Source organism: Streptomyces sp. NBC_00162 (assembly GCF_024611995.1).
Classification (GTDB): Bacteria; Actinomycetota; Actinomycetes; order Streptomycetales; family Streptomycetaceae; genus Streptomyces.
Map to the genome: position 1 here is coordinate 7,713,778 of NZ_CP102509.1, position 16,866 is coordinate 7,730,643.

General features: G+C 71.3%; 14 protein-coding genes. 6 read left to right on the forward strand and 8 right to left on the reverse strand.

Going from position 1 to position 16,866, the window contains the following annotated elements:
• The first annotated feature begins 6 nt into the window (after positions 1 to 6).
• On the forward strand, positions 7 to 255 hold the full coding sequence (locus tag JIW86_RS35600; RefSeq protein ID WP_215147090.1) for a hypothetical protein: 249 nt from the start codon (positions 7 to 9) through the stop codon (positions 253 to 255).
• A 41-nt stretch (positions 256 to 296) separates the two neighbouring features.
• On the opposite strand, the gene JIW86_RS35605 is transcribed toward JIW86_RS35600, so the two are convergent.
• The 6 genes from JIW86_RS35605 to JIW86_RS35630 form a co-directional block, all read right to left on the reverse strand.
• Positions 297 to 941, reverse strand: a complete 645-nt coding sequence (locus JIW86_RS35605; RefSeq protein WP_215147092.1) for a response regulator transcription factor — start codon at positions 939 to 941, stop codon at positions 297 to 299.
• Positions 905 to 2,149: a sensor histidine kinase gene (locus tag JIW86_RS35610; RefSeq protein ID WP_257558311.1), complete on the reverse strand. Its 1,245-nt coding sequence runs from the start codon at positions 2,147 to 2,149 to the stop codon at positions 905 to 907. The genes JIW86_RS35605 and JIW86_RS35610 overlap by 37 nt, the downstream gene beginning before the upstream one ends.
• On the reverse strand, positions 2,146 to 2,970 hold the full coding sequence (locus tag JIW86_RS35615) for a CPBP family intramembrane glutamic endopeptidase (RefSeq protein ID WP_257558313.1): 825 nt from the start codon (positions 2,968 to 2,970) through the stop codon (positions 2,146 to 2,148). The genes JIW86_RS35610 and JIW86_RS35615 overlap by 4 nt, the downstream gene beginning before the upstream one ends.
• 141 nt (positions 2,971 to 3,111) lie before the next feature.
• On the reverse strand, positions 3,112 to 3,402 hold the full coding sequence (locus tag JIW86_RS35620) for an SHOCT domain-containing protein (RefSeq protein ID WP_257558315.1): 291 nt from the start codon (positions 3,400 to 3,402) through the stop codon (positions 3,112 to 3,114).
• A gap of 142 nt (positions 3,403 to 3,544) precedes the next feature.
• Positions 3,545 to 4,210: a response regulator gene (locus JIW86_RS35625; protein WP_257558317.1), complete on the reverse strand. Its 666-nt coding sequence runs from the start codon at positions 4,208 to 4,210 to the stop codon at positions 3,545 to 3,547.
• Positions 4,207 to 5,406, reverse strand: coding sequence for a sensor histidine kinase (locus tag JIW86_RS35630; protein WP_257559564.1), 1,200 nt, complete (start codon positions 5,404 to 5,406; stop codon positions 4,207 to 4,209). The genes JIW86_RS35625 and JIW86_RS35630 overlap by 4 nt, the downstream gene beginning before the upstream one ends.
• Before the next feature lie 237 nt (positions 5,407 to 5,643).
• Here JIW86_RS35630 and JIW86_RS35635 point away from each other — a divergent pair, with 237 nt between their 5' ends.
• From JIW86_RS35635 to JIW86_RS35650, 4 genes are all read left to right on the forward strand, one after another.
• On the forward strand, positions 5,644 to 6,801 hold the full coding sequence (locus tag JIW86_RS35635; protein ID WP_257558319.1) for a hypothetical protein: 1,158 nt from the start codon (positions 5,644 to 5,646) through the stop codon (positions 6,799 to 6,801).
• 335 nt (positions 6,802 to 7,136) lie between these two features.
• The gene (locus JIW86_RS35640) at positions 7,137 to 10,883 is read left to right on the forward strand and encodes a bifunctional glycosyltransferase/CDP-glycerol:glycerophosphate glycerophosphotransferase (protein WP_257558320.1); all 3,747 of its coding nucleotides are present in this window, start codon (positions 7,137 to 7,139) and stop codon (positions 10,881 to 10,883) included.
• Complete coding sequence (locus JIW86_RS35645) at positions 10,876 to 12,357, forward strand: hypothetical protein (RefSeq protein ID WP_257558322.1); 1,482 nt, start codon at positions 10,876 to 10,878, stop codon at positions 12,355 to 12,357. Before JIW86_RS35640 ends, JIW86_RS35645 begins: the two co-directional genes overlap by 8 nt.
• A 50-nt stretch (positions 12,358 to 12,407) precedes the next feature.
• Positions 12,408 to 13,913: a hypothetical protein gene (locus tag JIW86_RS35650; RefSeq protein ID WP_257558323.1), complete on the forward strand. Its 1,506-nt coding sequence runs from the start codon at positions 12,408 to 12,410 to the stop codon at positions 13,911 to 13,913.
• On the opposite strand, the gene JIW86_RS35655 is transcribed toward JIW86_RS35650, so the two are convergent.
• On the reverse strand, positions 13,900 to 14,832 hold the full coding sequence (locus JIW86_RS35655) for an endonuclease/exonuclease/phosphatase family protein (protein WP_215147116.1): 933 nt from the start codon (positions 14,830 to 14,832) through the stop codon (positions 13,900 to 13,902). The two genes, JIW86_RS35650 and JIW86_RS35655, sit on opposite strands and share 14 nt — an antisense overlap.
• A 25-nt stretch (positions 14,833 to 14,857) precedes the next feature.
• A complete protein-coding gene (locus tag JIW86_RS35660) occupies positions 14,858 to 15,610 on the reverse strand; it encodes a class I SAM-dependent methyltransferase (protein ID WP_257558324.1) in 753 nt (250 codons plus the stop codon).
• Between the two features lie 219 nt (positions 15,611 to 15,829).
• Between JIW86_RS35660 and JIW86_RS35665 the strand changes: the two genes are divergently transcribed.
• Positions 15,830 to 16,792 (forward strand): aldo/keto reductase, encoded by a 963-nt coding sequence (locus JIW86_RS35665; RefSeq protein ID WP_257558352.1) that lies wholly within the window; start codon positions 15,830 to 15,832, stop codon positions 16,790 to 16,792.
• Positions 16,793 to 16,866: the final 74 nt, after the last annotated feature.

Genomic DNA, 16,866 nt, shown 5'->3' on the forward strand with positions numbered 1-16,866 from the left:
GGAGACATGCATCATGCACCCGTCGTCGTACACCGGATCTTCCCGTCGGGAGGCCGGCAGGTCACGCTGCGGACCGCGGGCGGCGAGGAGTCCCTCGGGGTGGCCCGCTCGGACCAGGACGTCATCGAGTTCCTCCGGCGGGCCGGGATGCCCGATCCCGACGACGTGGTCCTCGGCGGCTCGGAGCTGCTGGAGTGGGACTCCGACGAGCCCCACGTGTACACCGCGGACCCGCCGACCGACGACCTGCCGTAGGGGGGTGTTCCCCGGGTCTGCGGGGCGTCGCCGTTCGGCCCTCAGCGGCGCAGGTAGGCGAGCACGGCGAGCACCCGCCGGTTGTCCTCGGCGCAGGGCGCGATCCGGAGCTTGGCGAAGATGCTCGCCGTGTGCTTGGCGACGGCGCTCTCGCTGAAGTGCAGGGTGAGCGCGATCGCGGCGTTGGACCGGCCCTCCGCCATCAGTTCCAGTACGTCCCGCTCCCGCGCGGTGAGGCTCGCTATGGTTCCCCGGGCGTCGCCGCGCGAGAGCAGCCTGGAGATGACCTGCTGGTCCAGGACGGTGCCGCCCGCGGCGACCCGTCGTACGGCGTCGACGAACTGGCCGGTGTCGGTGACCCGGTCCTTGAGGAGGTATCCGACGCCTCCGTCGTCACCGGCCAGCAACTCGTTGGCGTAGAGCTGGTCGACGTACTGGGAGAGCACGAGGACGGGCAGCCCCGGGCGCCGGCGGCGGGCTTCGAGCGCGGCCTGGAGGCCCTCGTCGGTCAGGGTCGGCGGCAGGCGTACGTCGACGACCGCGACGTCCGGTTCCTCCTCCAGCAGGGCGCGCAGCAGCGAGGGGCCGTTGTCCACCGAGGCGACGATGTCGAAGCCGTGCTCCCGCAGGGTGCGCTCCAGCCCGTCCCTCAGGAGGAAGAGGTCTTCGGCGAGGACAACGCGCACGGAATCTCCAACGTCACGGTGGTCGGTCCGCCCGGCGGGCTGTGCAGGGCGAGGGTCCCGTCGAAGGTAGCCAACCGGCTCCGGACGCCGAGCAGCCCGGTCCCCCCGGCGGGGTCCGCGCCGCCGCGGCCGTCGTCGGTGACGGTCACGCGCAGCCGCGGGTCCCGGCCGCCGTCGTGCTCGACGACGATGCCGACGCGGTCGGCGCCGGCGTGCTTCGCCGCGTTGGCCAGCAGCTCGTTGACCGCGAAGTAGGCGGCCGATTCGACGGGCGCGGCCAGCCGCCCGGGCAGCCGGGCTTCGACCCGTACGTCGAGGAAACTGTCGAGCGCCAGCGAGCGCAGCGCGTCGCCCAGTCCGCGGTCGGTGAGCACCGGCGGCTGGATGCCCCGGACCAGGTCGCGCAGGTCCTCGAGCGCGCGCGCCGACAGGGCGCGCACTTCCAGCAGTTCGGTACGGGCGGCCGCCGGATCGCGCTCCAGCAGCCGGGTGGCGGAGTCGAGCCGCATGCCCAGGGCGACGAGCCGGGCCTGCGCACCGTCGTGCAGGTCCCGCTCGATGCGCTGCAGTTCGGCCGCCTGGGAGTCGAGGGCGGCCCTGCGCCCGTCGGTCAGCTGCTCGATGCGGTGCGCGAGTTCGGCGCTGCGGGGCGCGCCGAGGCACAGGCGGGTCCAGCGGGCGTGCAGGCGCAGGACGCGCGGTGCGGCGGCGGCGCCGAGAGCCATGAAGGCCACTCCCAGGGCCAGCGCCGCGAGCATGGCGGGAGTGCTGTCCACGAGGACGAAGGCGTACCAGTTGCCGTCGCCGAGGTGACGCCAGACGAACGGCTGGACGAGCGCGCCGAAGGCCCCGTACTCGATGAGGGCGAGCGGGACGGTGACCAGCAGGCCCCCGGCCGACGGCTCCAGCCAGGCCCACCTCAGGTCGCGCCAGAAGCCCTCCTCGGTGAGGACGGCGCGGGCCGCGCGGGGGAGGGGCTCCGGCGGGCCGATCCGTACTCCCGACCACACCCCGGCCCGCTCGCGGGAGTGGTCGGACCGGCGGCGCAGCGCGCGGGCGGCGGCCGGCAGCATCCGCCCGCCGAGGCCGAGGGGCAGGAGCAGCAGGGCTCCGACCACCCCCGCCCCCGTGAAGGCCGCGGCCACCGCCGCCAGACTCGCCAGCTGGCACCGCCAGGCGGCGGTCAGGGAACGGGATGTCGAACTCATGTCCTGTGCAGGGTAGCCGCAGCCGAACCGGCCCCGGAAGGTGTCCTCATGACCCACGGCAGGGCCGCGAGCAGGCACGCCGACCCGAAGCAGACCATCGGCAGGACGGCGCCGGACTCCTCGTCCAGGAAGAGCAGCATGCCGAGGTTGACCAGGGTGTGGAAGCCGCCCGCGAGCAGCAGCCGGCGGGCCCCGCCCGCGCCCTCGAGCGCGAGGCCCAGCACCACCGACATGGCCACGGTCGCGGCGAGGAAGGCCGCCGCGTACTGCGGGCGCTGTGCGAACACCGGCACGTGCCACAGCCCCCACAGCACACCCACGGTGACCGAGGACGCGAGCACGCCGAACCGGGTGCGCAGCAGCGGCTGGAGGAGACAGCGCCAGCCGAGCTCCTCGGCGCACGCCCCCACCAGCTGCGCCACGACGATCAGCGCGAAGGAGTGTTCCAGGGAACCGGGGCGGGTGAACCAGCCGTCGGCCGCGCCGCCTTGGACCAGCAGGTAGGCCAGGATCGCCAGCACGGTGATCAGCGGAGCCGTGGCGAGCAGCGCCGCGCCCCGCCCGGCCCCGCCCCGCCCGGCCCCGGACGGCCCGGCCCCGCGGACCAGCCGGGCGACCCGGTCGCGCTGGACCAGCGCCAGCGCGGCCACCGCGGCGGCCGGTCCGAACTGAGCCAGCTGGATCACCTCGGCGGGTACCCCGGCGGCCTGTTGCACCGCCCCCAGCGCACCCGCCGCCGCGAAGGCCACCGCGAGGAACCCGCCCGCCGTCCCCCACACCCGCTGTGACCGCGCCGCCCCGATGTCCTCGAACGTCTCCATGTCCCGCTCCGCTCCGCGTCGTTGACCGTGTACTCACGGACGACGATGCCGGGCGGAACGAACCCGGTCAGTGCACCTGACCACCGGGCTGGGGTGTACCCAGGTGCACCTGAGCTCCCGGGCGGCCGGAGGTGACGGGGCTCAGGCCGCGCCGCCCTTGGAAGCGGGGCCGAACTGCTCGTCCAGCACGGACAGCCGCCGCCAGTACTCGTCCTCGTCGATCTCGCCGGACGCGAAGCGGCGCCCCAGGATCCCGATGGGCGACTGCTCGCCGTAGGCCGCTCCCCGGGCCTGCCACGGCCCGCGGCGGCCGCGCCACACGGTGCGGCGCAGCACGGTCACGGCGCCGATCACGACCGCCGCCCAGATCAGCGGGAAGAACAGGATCCACGGGCCGGGCCCGTCGTACGCGAGGGTGGTGAGGGTGTTCATCTCGGTTCATCTCCTCGGAGGTTCGGAGGTGCGGACGTTTCGTCTCACTCCGAGACTGCCTCCGGGAGGGGCCCGGGTCGTCGTACGGCCGGCTGCACCGCGCCTACGACCAGGGGAGTACGGCGGCGCGCGGGGCCCGGTGTCAGCCGAGCCAGCCCGGCCGTACCAGCCCCGACTCGTAGGCCAGGACCACCAGCTGGGCGCGGTCGCGGGCGCCGAGCTTGACCATGGTCCGGCTGACGTGGGTCTTCGCGGTGAGGGGGCTGACGACCAGGCGGCGGGCGATCTCCTCGTTGGACAGGCCCATGCCCACCAGCGCCATCACCTCCCGCTCCCGGTCCGTGAGCCGGCCCAGATCCGCCGCGGCCGCGGGCCGCTTCGAGCGGGCCGCGAACTCCGAGATCAGACGGCGGGTCACGCCCGGGGACAGCAGCGCGTCGCCCTCCACCACCGCACGGACCGCGCGCAGCAGTTCCTCCGGCTCGGTGTCCTTGACGAGGAAGCCCGAGGCGCCGGACCGGATCGCCTCGAAGACGTACTCGTCGAGTTCGAAGGTGGTGAGCATGACGACCCTGACGGCAGCCAGCGCCCCGTCCTCGGTGATCCGCCGGGTGGCGGCGAGCCCGTCCAGCACCGGCATCCGGATGTCCATGAGGACGACGTCGGGGCGCAGCTCCCGCACCATCCGCACGGCCTCGTCCCCGTCGGCCGCCTCACCGGCCACCTCGATGTCGGGCTGCGCCGAGAGCAGCGCCCGGAACCCCGCCCGGACGAGGAGCTGGTCGTCGGCGAGCAGTACACGGATCACGGGTCCTCCTGGGACGTGACGGCCTTCAGCGGCAGCCTCGCCACCACCCGGAAACCCCCGCCGGTACGCGGCCCGGCCTCGATCGTGCCGCCCAGGGCGGCGGCCCGCTCACGCATGCCCACGAGCCCGTTCCCACTGCCCCCCGCGGCGCCTCCGGTGGCCGGGCCCTCGTCGTCCACGCGCAGCTCCAGGGCGCGCGGCTGCCATATGAGGCCGACGCGCGCGGTGCGCGCACCGGAGTGCCGTACGACGTTGGTCAGCGCCTCCTGCAGGATCCGGAAGGCGGCCAGGTCCGCGCCGGGCGGCAACGCCCGCGGCGTCCCCTCGGCCGCCACCTCCACGGCGAGGCCGGCCGCCGCGGCCTGCTCGACGAGCTCGGGAAGGCGGTCGAGACCGGGGGCGGGGGCGCGGGGCGCGTCACCGGGGGTGCGCAGGGTGTCGAGGACTTGCCGGACCTCGCCCAGGGCCTCCTTGCTGGCGGCCTTGATGGTGGTCAGAGCCGTACGGGCCTGCTCGGGGTCGGTGTCGAGCAGGGCCAGCCCGACGCCCGCCTGGACGTTGATCACCGAAATGCTGTGGGCGAGGACGTCGTGCAGTTCACGGGCGATGCGCAGCCGCTCCTCGTCCACCCGGCGCCGCTCGGCGGCAGCCCGCTCGACCCGCTCACGGGCCCACTGCTCCCGCCGTACGCGGACCAGCTCGGCGACGGCGAGCATCGCGAGCACCCACGCGGTAATGGCCAGCTCCTGCCCCCAGGGCGCCGGGCCGTCCCCGGCGGGCGGGAGCCACTGGTACAGCCAGTGGGCGATGAGCAGGTGCCCGGCCCAGAGCAGCCCGACGGCCCCCCAGGCGGCTGAGCGGTGACCGGCGACGACGGCCGCGAAACAGGCCAGCGCCAGGCTGACGAACACCGGGCCGTACGGGTACCCGGCGCCGATGTACACCAGGGTGACGGCGCTGACCCCGTACGCCACGGCCACCGGATGCCGGTGCCGGGCCAGGAGCAGTGCGGGCCCGAGCAGCAGCAGAAGCCGCGCGAACGCGTCCAGCCCCACCCGCCCGGGCTGCTCCCGCGCGGCCCAGCCGGAGGCGGCCTGCGCGAAGACGGCGACGAGCAGCACCGAGCGCCAGGCCGGGCCCCGCCCGGTCCGCTCCACCCATCGTCGCCACGGAGGACCGGGGCGCTCACGCCGCATTTCCATACGACCACGCTAGTGCGCGCCCGCCGTCACCCGCGTCACCCCGGCGTAGCGTTCGCGGCGTACTCCCCAGGTAGTACGCGCAGGCCCGACAGGCTAGGTTGCACGGATGCCGGGGCCGTCGTGAACACCCGACCCTGGCATCGAGGGGTTGCCGCGCTGCCGTAAATTGTCCCACGGCCCGCCGGGCCAGGCCGGACAAAAGGGACGATCGCGGGCAGGAGTGGGCAGGACATGGCGCGACGCGGACGTGCGGACACGGACCGAGGGGCCATCTCCGGCGAGCCTGCGGTCCCGGGCTCCGAGATAGCCGCCGCGGCCGACGGCGGACACGCCGCCCCGGGCTGGCTGCGCCTGGGGCGCGACGGCCGGCTGACCGCCTACGCGAGCTGCGCCGAGGGCCTGGTGCGCTGGACGGAGTCGGCACCCGGCTCGGACGTCTGGCACGGGCCCGACCTGTTCCCCGTAGAGGGCTGGGCCGGCCGGTACACGCTGACCCAGGACTCCAACGGCTTCGTCTGGTTCGCCGCCATCCGCCACCGGGACGGGGCGCCGGACGGCCGCGAATTCGTCATAGCGGCCCAATATCAGACAAGTCGGCCGCTGAGCGACTGGCGCGCCGTGGGCAATCCCTTCCCGCCGGGCGACGATTCGGCACCCGCTCCGGGCGCCCCCGTCGTCCTCGCCGACGGATCGGGCTCCCTCCACTACTTCGTCACCCGTTTCGGGGCGGGCATTCGCGCCCGGAGCCAGCGCTCCGACGGGTCATGGACCGCGTGGGCCGACCATGAACTCAGGTGGGTGCGCGGTGCGATCGTGCCGACCGAGCCGATCCAGGGCAGGGTCGGGTTCCTGGCGCCCTTCCGGGGCGGTGCCGTGCAGATGGGTCAGACGAAGCCGGGGGACGGGGCCCTCACCTGGCTGGGCCGGATGGAAGCGGACGCCGTCGAAGGGACGTACAGCTCCTGCGAGACGAGCCCCGGCGTCGCCACCCACTTCTGGCGCGCCCCGGCGGACGGAACCGTCGTCGCCTGCCGGCCGCAGCGGTTCGGCGTGGTGACGACGAGCGGGTTCATGTCCCTGGGCGGCGCGGGTGGCGTCGGCCCGGTCGGCGTCGTCCGTACGCCCATCAACGGTTACGACTGCACGGTCCTCCTCCAGCGCGGCGCCGAGGGATACCCGGAGATCGCGGCCTATCCCACGGAGGGTGAGCAGTACGGGGCCTGGTGGGCCCCTGTCGGAGACCGGTGCGCGGGACTCCCGGCCCTTGCTCTCGACGCCCGCGGCTCGGTCACGATCGCGATGCTCGACACGGACGGCGGGCTGCGGATCGCCCGGCAGGATCTCACGGCCGAGGGGCTCGCGTTCGGCGAATGGCGTCACGTGGGGTGAGTTTCATCACCGGGCCGCCCGGCCCCGTGGTGGGAATTGCTCATTCCGGTCCTTCCCCGCCCAACTGGACAGTTGGCGCGCCCGCTAGGCCCGGGATGTAGTTGCTCATTAACACATGCGAAACATTGCGCGGCCGGGGCGTTTCCGAATACTTGCTCGGCGTCAAACGATTGGCCTAGGCTGCACACGCCCTGTGAGGGCCGCATAAGTGTGCGGCCCGCGTCGGGCAGGACGGGCGAGGCGAGGGGGCGGCGGTGGTCGGGGGCGGAACTGGCTTCGTGTCGCGGCAGGTAGCCGCACGCCGGAAAAAGTGTGGCAATCAAGGAGTTTTCTGAGTGGCCGGTACGCCCCGCCTGAGTGTTGTCGTTCCCTTTCAGGACGTCGAGATATACCTCGAAGAGTGCCTGGAGTCGATAGCCAGGCAGACGTTCCCCGACCTCGAGGTCGTCATGGTCGACGACGGCTCGACGGACTCCTCGACCGCGATAGCCGCGGACTTCGCCCGCCGGGACTCCAGGTTCAGGCTCCTGCGCCAGGAGTCGATGGGACCGGGACATGCCCGTAATGTCGGCATTCGCGCAGCTCATCCCCAGGCGGAATTCCTGGCGTTCGTCGACGGCGACGACGTCATACCCGAGTACGCCTACGAGCTGCTCGTGCGGACCCTCGAAGCCTCCGGCTCCGACTTCGTGTCGGGCAACGTGCAGATGATGAACTCCACCAAGAAGTGGCAGTCTCCGCTGCACAAGGCGCCCATGCAGCGCAGCAAGCGCGGTACCCACATCACCAAGGTGCCGGAGCTCATCTACGACCGGACGGTCTGGAACAAGCTGTTCCGGCGGTCCTTCTGGGACTACCACTACATCGCTTTCCCCGAGGGAGTCATGTATGAGGACTCCTGGGTCAACATGTTCGCCCATTTCCGTGCGGCCAAGGTGGACATCCTCACGGACATCGTCTACTTCTGGCGGCGGCGCGAGGGAGGTGCCGCACCCTCCATCACCCAGCGGCACACCGAATTCAGCAATCTGCAGGACCGGGTCGCCGCCGTGCAGTCGGTCAGCCGGTTCCTCGCCGGACATCGCGCCAGGTCGTACAGCGATCACAAGCGGAAGTACGATCTCGCCTGCCTGAAGTCGGACCTGATGCTGCATCTGAAGGTGCTGCCGGACGCCGACGCGGAGTACCAGGACGCCTTCATGCACTGGGCGAACGAGTTCCTGGACGAGGCCGACGAGGACATCATCGACGAACTTCCCGCCGATGCCCGCGTCAAATGGCTCCTGGTGCGCGAGGGCCGGCTGAAGGAACTGCTCGACGTCGTCGAGTTCGAGCGCAAGGGCGGGCCGCTGCCCGTCCAGCGGCGCCTGCACCGGTACCTCAACTACCCCTATCTCGGCGACCGTTCGATCGGCCTCGACAAGAGCGCCTACCGGCTCGACAAGGAACTGTCGCTGCACGGTTCGCTGACCAGCGCGCTCTGGGACGATTCCGGCCACCTGACCCTGCAAGGATCCGCGTACGTCCGCTTCATCAACGTGCACAAGCGGCACATGTCGATGAAGGCGATCGCGCTGCGCAACAAGAAGCAGGGCCGGGTCGTCGTCGCGAAGGCGAAGACCACGTACTACCCGCAGGCCACGGAGCACTCCAACCAGAACCGCTACTGCTACGACTGGTCCGGATTCCAGGTCAGCTTCGACACCTCCCGCCTCAAGCGCAAGGGCCAGTGGGTCGAAGGGACGTGGGACGTGGCCGCCGGCGTGCTGAGCCGCGGGCTGTTCCGCTACAAGGGCATCGCCCGCGGCGGCGCGGGCACCGCCGCCAACCCGCCCTACCAGTACGTCGACAAGAACACCCGCGTCGTACCGCTCTTCCTCCAGGGCAAGCTCAAGCTCCGTGTGGAGATCGTCCGTTGCCGGATCACCCGGCACCGGATCGTCGGCGACAACCTCGAACTCGGCGGTGTCTACCTGGGGCCCAAGCTGCCCGAGTGGGGCAAGTTCCGGGTGACCAGCATGGCCGGCGCCGGGCGTCACGACGCCTGGGTCCACTTCAAGCCGGGCGGCGAGGGCTGGTACACCTTCGTGACCCGCATCCCGGTCAAGGCCCTGGTTCCCGGCCACCGTACGAACTCCGGCGACGGAGTCCCGCAGACCTGGAACACCGGCAGCAACGGCTGGAAGACCACCCTCCACGTCGAGGGCCGCAAGGCGGCCATCTACCCGGTCATGGCGGAGGAGACCACCGACGGCCACTACCGCCTCCCGGCCCAGCTGCAGACGCAGGCCGCGGACCGCGAGGTCTTCGTACACCGCAACGGCTCCGGCTACGTGGTGATGTTCGAGCGGGACACCCTGCCGCTGGCCACCGCGGCCACCTGGCACCCGGACGGCTCGCTGGAGGTCGTCGTCGGCTACGCGGCGGAGGACATGCTCAGCGCGTCCGAATACGCCGCGGCCCACATCGTCGTCCGCTCCCGGGCGCACGGCGCCGAGCGCGTCGTCCCCATCACCTGGTACGGCCAGGAGTTCCGCTTCGTCGTCACGCCCGCCGCCATGCGCACCCTGGCCGGCGACATTCCGCTGGCCTCCGGCCGCTGGGACTTCTTCCTGCGCCGCCAGGACCCCTCCGCGGTCACCCCGGAGAACCGGTCCAACGACCTCATGGTCAAGATGGCGCAGGAACTGATCCCCACGTTCCCCAGCGAGATGACCGCGAGCGAGCGGCGCTACGAACTGCAGGCGGAGGCCTACGACCGGCTCTCGCTCCTGGTGCACTCGGCGATGCCGGACGAGGCGCGCGGCCCGTACCGCCAGAAGCTGATGCGCACCAAGACCTACCCGGGCGCCCGGCGCAAGTCGCTGAAGCAGGCGGTGCTGTTCGACGCCTTCAAGGGGACCCAGTACTCCGACAGCCCGCGCGCCCTGCACGAGGAGATGGTCCGGCGGGGCGTCGACCTCGAGCACCTGTGGGTCGTGCGCGACGACCAGGTCGCAGTCCCACCGACCGCCCGCCCCGTCCGCATGTGGTCCCCCGACTGGTACGAGGCCATGGCCAGGGCCCGGTACGTCGTCGCCAACAACCACCTGCCCGACTGGTTCGAGAAGCGCGACGGGCAGGTCGTCGTACAGACCTGGCACGGCACGCCGCTCAAGAAGATCGGGCACGACATCGAAGCCGTGCACTTCGCGGACAAGCGCTACCTGGAGCGCGTGGAGAAGGAGGTGCAGAACTGGGACATGCTGGTGTCCCCGAACAGCTTCAGCACCCCCATCCTCAAGCGCGCCTTCCAGTTCCCGGGCGAGATGGTCGAGAGCGGCTACCCGCGCAACGACGTCCTGCGCCGCGCGGACTCGGGACAGCGGGCGGCCGAGGTGCGCCGCCGCATCGGACTCCCGCCGGGCAAGCGCGTCGTCATGTACGCACCGACCTGGCGCGACGACCAGTTCTACGCGCCGGGCAAGTACAAGCTCGACTTCCGCATCGACCTGGACGACGCAAGGGCGCAGCTGGGCCACGACCACGTACTGCTGGTGCGCCGCCACCCCAACGTGGTGGACCCGGTGCCCGGCGCCGGTGACGGGTTCGTGTTCGACGTGTCCGACTACCCGGACATGGCGGACCTCTCCCTCATCGCCGACGTGATGATCACGGACTACTCCTCCCTGATGTTCGACTTCGTCAACACCGGGCGGCCGATCCTCTTCTTCACCTACGACCTCGACCACTACCGGGACACGCTGCGCGGGTTCTACTTCGACTTCGAGCAGTCCGCCCCGGGTCCGCTGCTGTTCAGCTCCCCGGAACTGATCGGGGCGATCCGCAACATCGACCGGATCCAGCAGGGCTACGCGGCCCGCTACAGCTGGTTCCAGCAGGAGTTCTGCGACCTCGACGACGGCTACGCGGCGGCCCGGCTGACCGACCGCATCCTGATCGCCGGGGGAGACCTCGACCCCGCGCACGCGCAGGCACCGGCCGTCGGCCACGCTCCCGGCCCGGCGGGTCCCTGGAACGGGAGCACCCTCGGCCAGGTGCCACGGCAGCCGGTGAGAAGGATGGATTCCGAGCATGTCTAAGGCAGCGAAGAACGCGCGTCGCGTCTTCACGGGTGTGGATGCCTCCGGGCCGGTTCCCGTCGAGTACCGGTTCTCCCACGCCAGGAACGGGAACCGGCATCTGGTCGTCGTCTTCGCGAACTCCGGCGCGCCCGACGACTACGGGATGTCGGGCGGAGTCCTCGACAAGGTGCGGTCGAACATCCTGTGGATCCGTGACTCCTTCGAGGGTGCGAACAGCTTCTACCTGTGCCAGGGGATGGACTTCGGCATCGAGCAGTCGGTTGCCGGGCTCATCGCGCGGGTGATGAACGCGCTGTCGCTGACCCCGGACGAATGCACCATGATCGGCAGTTCCGGGGGCGGCAGCGCGGCGCTCTGGTTCGGGCTGAAGTACGGCTACCGCAACATCGTGAGCAGCGTGCCCGAGTTCCTGATCGGGACGTACGTCACGGAGGCCCTTGCGGACACCGCGCGGCTGATGATGGGGGAGGTGACGGAGGAGAAGGTGCGCTTCCTCGACTCGGTCCTCCCCGACCTGGTGCGCAGTCGGCCGAACCCCACGGCCAACATCTACCTGATCTCCTCGCCCCAGGACGAGCAGTTCACGCGCCAGGTGGAGCCGTTCCTCGCACTGTTGCAGGGGTACGCGCACTTCAACTTCATCTTCAACGACTCCTCCCTGGTCGCCGGCCATCCGAAGGTGGTGGCACACAACGTCCCCGTCATCATGGGTCTGTTGAACCTCCTCGTCGACGGAATCAGCCCCGTGATCGGCGGCGTCCGCTACGGCTACGAGGAGCCGGAGCGCGACAAGGCCGGGATCGAGGCGTATCTGTCGGCGACCTCGCAGGTGCGGGGGGTCGATTTCCCGGCGCCGGTGGTGCTGATGCCCGCGGCGGAGGAGCGGCTGCCGGCGCATGCGGTCAGGTTCGTGGGGTCCGCTCCGCGTGCGGTGCGGGTCAGCATCTGGGAGAACGGCAAGTTCCAGGGGTCCCCGGCGGTCGCCCCCGACGGCAGCTGGACCTGGCTGCGGGACAAGCCGTGGGGCAAGGGGCGGCACGTGGTGCGGCTCTTCGGGGTGGACGCGAACAACTTCCACTCCGAGCGCAGCGAGGTGGTCTTCACGGTCGCGGACCCGGTGGACGCCCAAGATCCCGTGTCCGCGCCGGCCCAGCCCCTCGCGCTGACGGTGACCTCGCCGGGCGCCCATCAGCAGGTGCCGGGCCCGGTCGCCCGGTTGGCGGGCTTCGCCCCCGGTGCGGTGCGGGTGGAGTTCCAGGAGGCCGGGGTGAGCTTGGGAGCCTGCCCCGTGATGGCGGACGGCAGCTGGGCCTGGGAATCGAACTGGGCCTGGAACGAGGGGCCGCACTTCGTGGAGGCCGTCGCGGTGGGCGCCGGGGGCAATGCCTCCGCCTGGATCTCCGTCCCCTTCGCGGTGGCGGGCGCCTACACCGTCCCCGTGCCCGGCGGCTACCCCGGCGCGAGGCACTGACCCGCGGGGGCGGGTTCGTGCCAGGTCGGTGAGAAGAATGGATTCCGAGCATGTCTAACACAGCGAAGAACGAGCGCCGCGTCATCACGGGTGTGGATGCCTCCGGGCCGGTTCCGGTCGAGTACCGGTTCTCCCACGCCAAGAACGGCAGCCGGCACCTCGTCGTGGTGTTCGCCAACCTCAACGCGCCCGGCGAGTACGGGATGGGGGGCGGGATCCTCGACAACCTCCGGTCGAACATCCTGTGGATCCGCGACTCCTTCGACGGCGCGAACAGCTACTACCTGTGCCAGGGGATGGATTTCGGCATCGAGCGGTCGGTCGCCGGGCTCATCGCGCGGGTGATGAACGCGCTGTCGCTGACACCGGACCAGTGCACGATGTTCGGCAGTTCCAAGGGCGGCAGCGCGGCGCTGCTCTTCGGCCTGAAGTACGGCTACAAGAACATCATCGCCAGCGTGCCGCAGTTCCGGATCGGAACGTTCGTCGTGAGCGCCATGGCGGATTCCGCCCCCGCGATGATGGGGGAGGTGACGGAGGACAAGGTGCGCTTCCTCGACTCGATCCTTCCCGAGGTGGTGCGCGGCAGCGCCAACCGTTCCGCCAACATCTACCTGATCTCCTCGCCTCAGGACCGGCAGTACGCGATCCACATCGAGCCGTACCTCGGACTGTTCCAGGGCTACGGGAACTTCAACTTCATCTTCAACGACTCTCCTCTGATCTCCGGTCACGACAAGGTGACCACGCGGAACATCCCTTCCATGGTGGGGCTGTTGAACCTCGTCACCCACGGGGTCGTCCCCCGCATCGGCGCCGTCCGCAACGGCCGCGAGGAGCCGCAGCGCGACACGTCCGGCATCGACGGGTACCTCTCGGCGACCTCGCAGGTGCGGGGGGTCGATTTCCCGGCGCCGGTGGTGCTGATGCCCGCGGCGGAGGAGCGGCTGCCGGCGCATGCGGTCAGGTTCGTGGGGTCCGCTCCGCGTGCGGTGCGGGTCAGCATCTGGGAGAACGGCAAGTTCCAGGGGTCCCCGGCGGTCGCCCCCGACGGCAGCTGGACCTGGGAGCGGGAGAAGCCCTGGGGCAAGGGGCGGCACGTGGTGCGGCTCTTCGGGGTGGACGCGAACAACTTCCACTCCGGGCGCAGCGAAGTGGTGTTCACCGCCACCGACGATGCCGTCGCACCGTCGCCGGTTGCCGGCCCGCCAGGGGCGGCCGCGCAGGCACCGGCTCAGTCGCCCGTCCTGTCCGTGACCTCTCCGGTTCCCCAGCAGCAGGTGCAGGGCCCGGCGGTGCGCTTCACGGGTTTCGCCCCGGGCGCGGTGCGGGTGGACTTCCAGGAGCGCGGCACGGCCCTGGGGACGTGCGAGGTGATGGCCGACGGTGCCTGGGCCTGGGCCCCGGGCTGGGCCTGGACCGAGGGCGAGCACTTCGTCGAGGCCGTGGCGGTGGACGCGATGGGCAACGCCTCCGCCTGGACCTCCGTCCCCTTCGTCCTGATGAACGCCTACATCGTGCCGGCCCAGGGCGGTTACACCGCTACGAGGTACTGACCTCCGCGGCGGGACGGCTCACCCGCATCACCAGGGCCCGGTGGTCGGAGGCTTTGGTGTCCACGACCTGGCAGGCGGTGCGCGGCAGCGTCGTGAACAGGTAGTCGATCTTCGTCCCGTCCTCGTGGGTGCGGCGTCCCGCCCGGGACACGCCCTTCTGGTCGCATTCCTGGTACGTGGTGTAGGCCTCGGCCGGCCAGAGCCAGCTGGTGGGGCTCCCGCCGACCGGCGGCGCCGAGTTGAAGTCACCGCCGATGATCGTACGGTCGTCCTCGGAAGCTGCCTCGAAGAGCGAGCGGAGCTGGTCGTCCCGGAAGTCCCAGTCGGGGTGCACCGTATCGGTGCCGCGCAGGGCGACATGCCCGTTGCACACGCGGACCCCCTGGGCCGGAACCTGCGCGCACAGGAACCGCCGGTGCAGCCCCGCCGTCGGCTGCTGGGTCGGTACGGCCTTGACCTCGGTGAGCGGGGAGGCGGCGAGCAGACCGGAGCCGGCCTGGCCCCTGCCCTCTCCCGTGCAGCTGACGGGTTCGCTGCGGCCCGCCTCGTCCACGCTGACGTAGGGATCGAACTGGCTGTGCCAGTCCTTGCCCAGGCGCCGAGCGGCCGACAGCAGGTCCTCGGAGCAGACCTCCTGGAGGAGCATGACGCGGACACCGCGTGCGTCGGCCAGGGCACGCAGCTGCTGGAACTTGTCGTTCGGGCTGCCCTTGTCCTCGCAGCCCCACTGCTCCACACCGCACATGTTCCACGTGGCCACGGACACCGTGTCCGCCTTGGCCTCGGGAGAGAGTGACGGCGGCATCGAGGCGGTGTGCCCGGACGTGCAGGCCGCCGTGGTCAGCAGACCGAGCGCCGTCGCCACGCGGCCGAAGCGGCGCGATCGACGGCGTATCCCGGTCTCCGTGTGTCTGTGCATGCCGCCATCATTGAGTATGCGCCGGTCAGGCGGTGCATCGGGGGGACCGGAACAGTGCCGTCCAGAGGAAGGGTTCGCCGAAGAGCGGGGACTCGGGCGGCTCGTCGCGCATGCGGCGCAGTTCGACCTCCGCGAGGTCGGAGAAGATCCAGCGCAACGACTCGGGCGTGTAGGCGAGGCCGCCCTGCAGGCCGGACTGACGGTAGAAGTCCGCGTCGGGCAGCTCGGAGCCTATCTCGCCGGCCGCGAAGCAGGTGAGGGCGAGATGGCCGCCGGGCGCGAGGACCCGGTCGAGGAGGCCGAGGTAGCTGATGCGGCGGTGCGGCGGCAGGTGGTGGAAGCAGCCGGAGTCGTAGATCAGGTCGTACGGACCGCTCAACTCGGACGCGGTGAGGGTGAAGGCGTCGCCGCAGTGGAAGCGGACGCCGGCCCCCGCCTCGCGGGCGCGGTCCTCGGCCCAGGCGATGGCCGCCGGTGACAGGTCCACGGCGTCGACCTCGAAGCCCAGGGAGGCGAGCCGCAGCGCGTTGCGGCCCGGACCACAGCCGAGATCGAGGGCGCGGCCCGGGGTGATCAGACCCCGGTCGAGGTACGAGACCAGGTTCTCGTCCGGCTTCGCCACGAAGAAGGGCACCGGCTTCGAGCGGTCGGCGTAGAAGCCGTCCCACCAGGAGGCCGCGCCGGCCGTCCAGCGGTCGGCCTCCGGCGCGAACAGGCCGTCCAGGAGGCTCAGTACGTCGTCCACCGTGCGGATGTTCCGGCCCGCGTTCTCGTTCATCAAGTCCCCTTTCCCGAGAGGGGAATCGTATGTCCCGGAAGCATGAAAGCCCAGCTCAGAGGCGGTGTGGAGGGCGTCCGTGCGACCCTCTGGCGGCCTGCGGACAAGGCGGCGAGCCCGCCCCCTTCAGGTGGGGGCGTTCGGCCGTCCACGCGCTCGCCGAAGGCCGTCTCGGGGGCAGTCCTGGTTCTCCCGGGCCGGGTTTCCTAGAGTGGGGGCGTGGTGACGAACGAGGGTGCGGGCGTGAGCGGTGACCGGGTGCTGTACGGGTGCATGGGGCTGGGCGGGAGCTGGGAGGCCGGTCCCTGCGGACCCGCGGACATCGATGCCGCCGAGGCGGCGATCGGTGCGGCCCTCGAGATCGGGATCACCGCCTTCGACCACGCCGACATCTACCGCAACGGCAAGGCCGAGGCCGTCTTCGGCGAGGTGCTCGCGCGGACGCCGGGGCTGCGCGAGCGCATCACCATCCAGACCAAATGCGGGATCCGGCTGGCCGGCAAGGACAGCCCCGGCATGTACGACCTGCGCGGTCCGAGCATCACCCGGCGCGTGGAGGAGAGCCTGACCCGGCTGCGGACCGACGTGATCGACGTCCTCCTCCTGCACCGGCCCGACCCCCTCGCGGACGCCGGCGAGATCGCCTCGGCGCTGATGTCCCTGCACCGGCAGGGCCTCATACGGCACTTCGGGGTGTCCAACATGGGAGCCGCGCAGATCGCCTCCCTCCAGGCCCGGCTCGACGTACCGCTGGTGGCGAACCAGCTGGAGATGAGCCTGTACAGCCGGGACTGGGTCGAGGCCGGGGTTCTGCTCAACACCCCCGAATCGGCGCGCAACGGGTTCCCGTTCGGCACGCTGGAGCACTGCCGCGATCACGGCATCCGCCTCCAGGCCTGGGGAGCGCTCGCGCAGGGACGCTTCACCGGCCGCCAGCAGACGGCCGCCGAACGGGCCACCGCGGAGCTCCTGGCCGATCTCGCCCGGCGCAAGGGCACCACGCCCGAGTCGGTGCTGCTGTGGTGGCTGAGCCGGCACCCGGCCGGGATCGCCCCGGTCATTGGCACCGCCCGGCCCGACCGGATCCGTGCCTGCCGCGACGCGGCGGTCCGCGAGCCCGACCTCACGCACGAGGAGTGGTACGAGCTGTGGGTCACGGCCAGGGGGGTCCCGCTGCCCTGAGGGTCCCACTGCCCTGAGGTCCGCCTGCCCCGGCCGGCACCCGGGGGATAGCCCCACCCATGGCCGACCAGCCT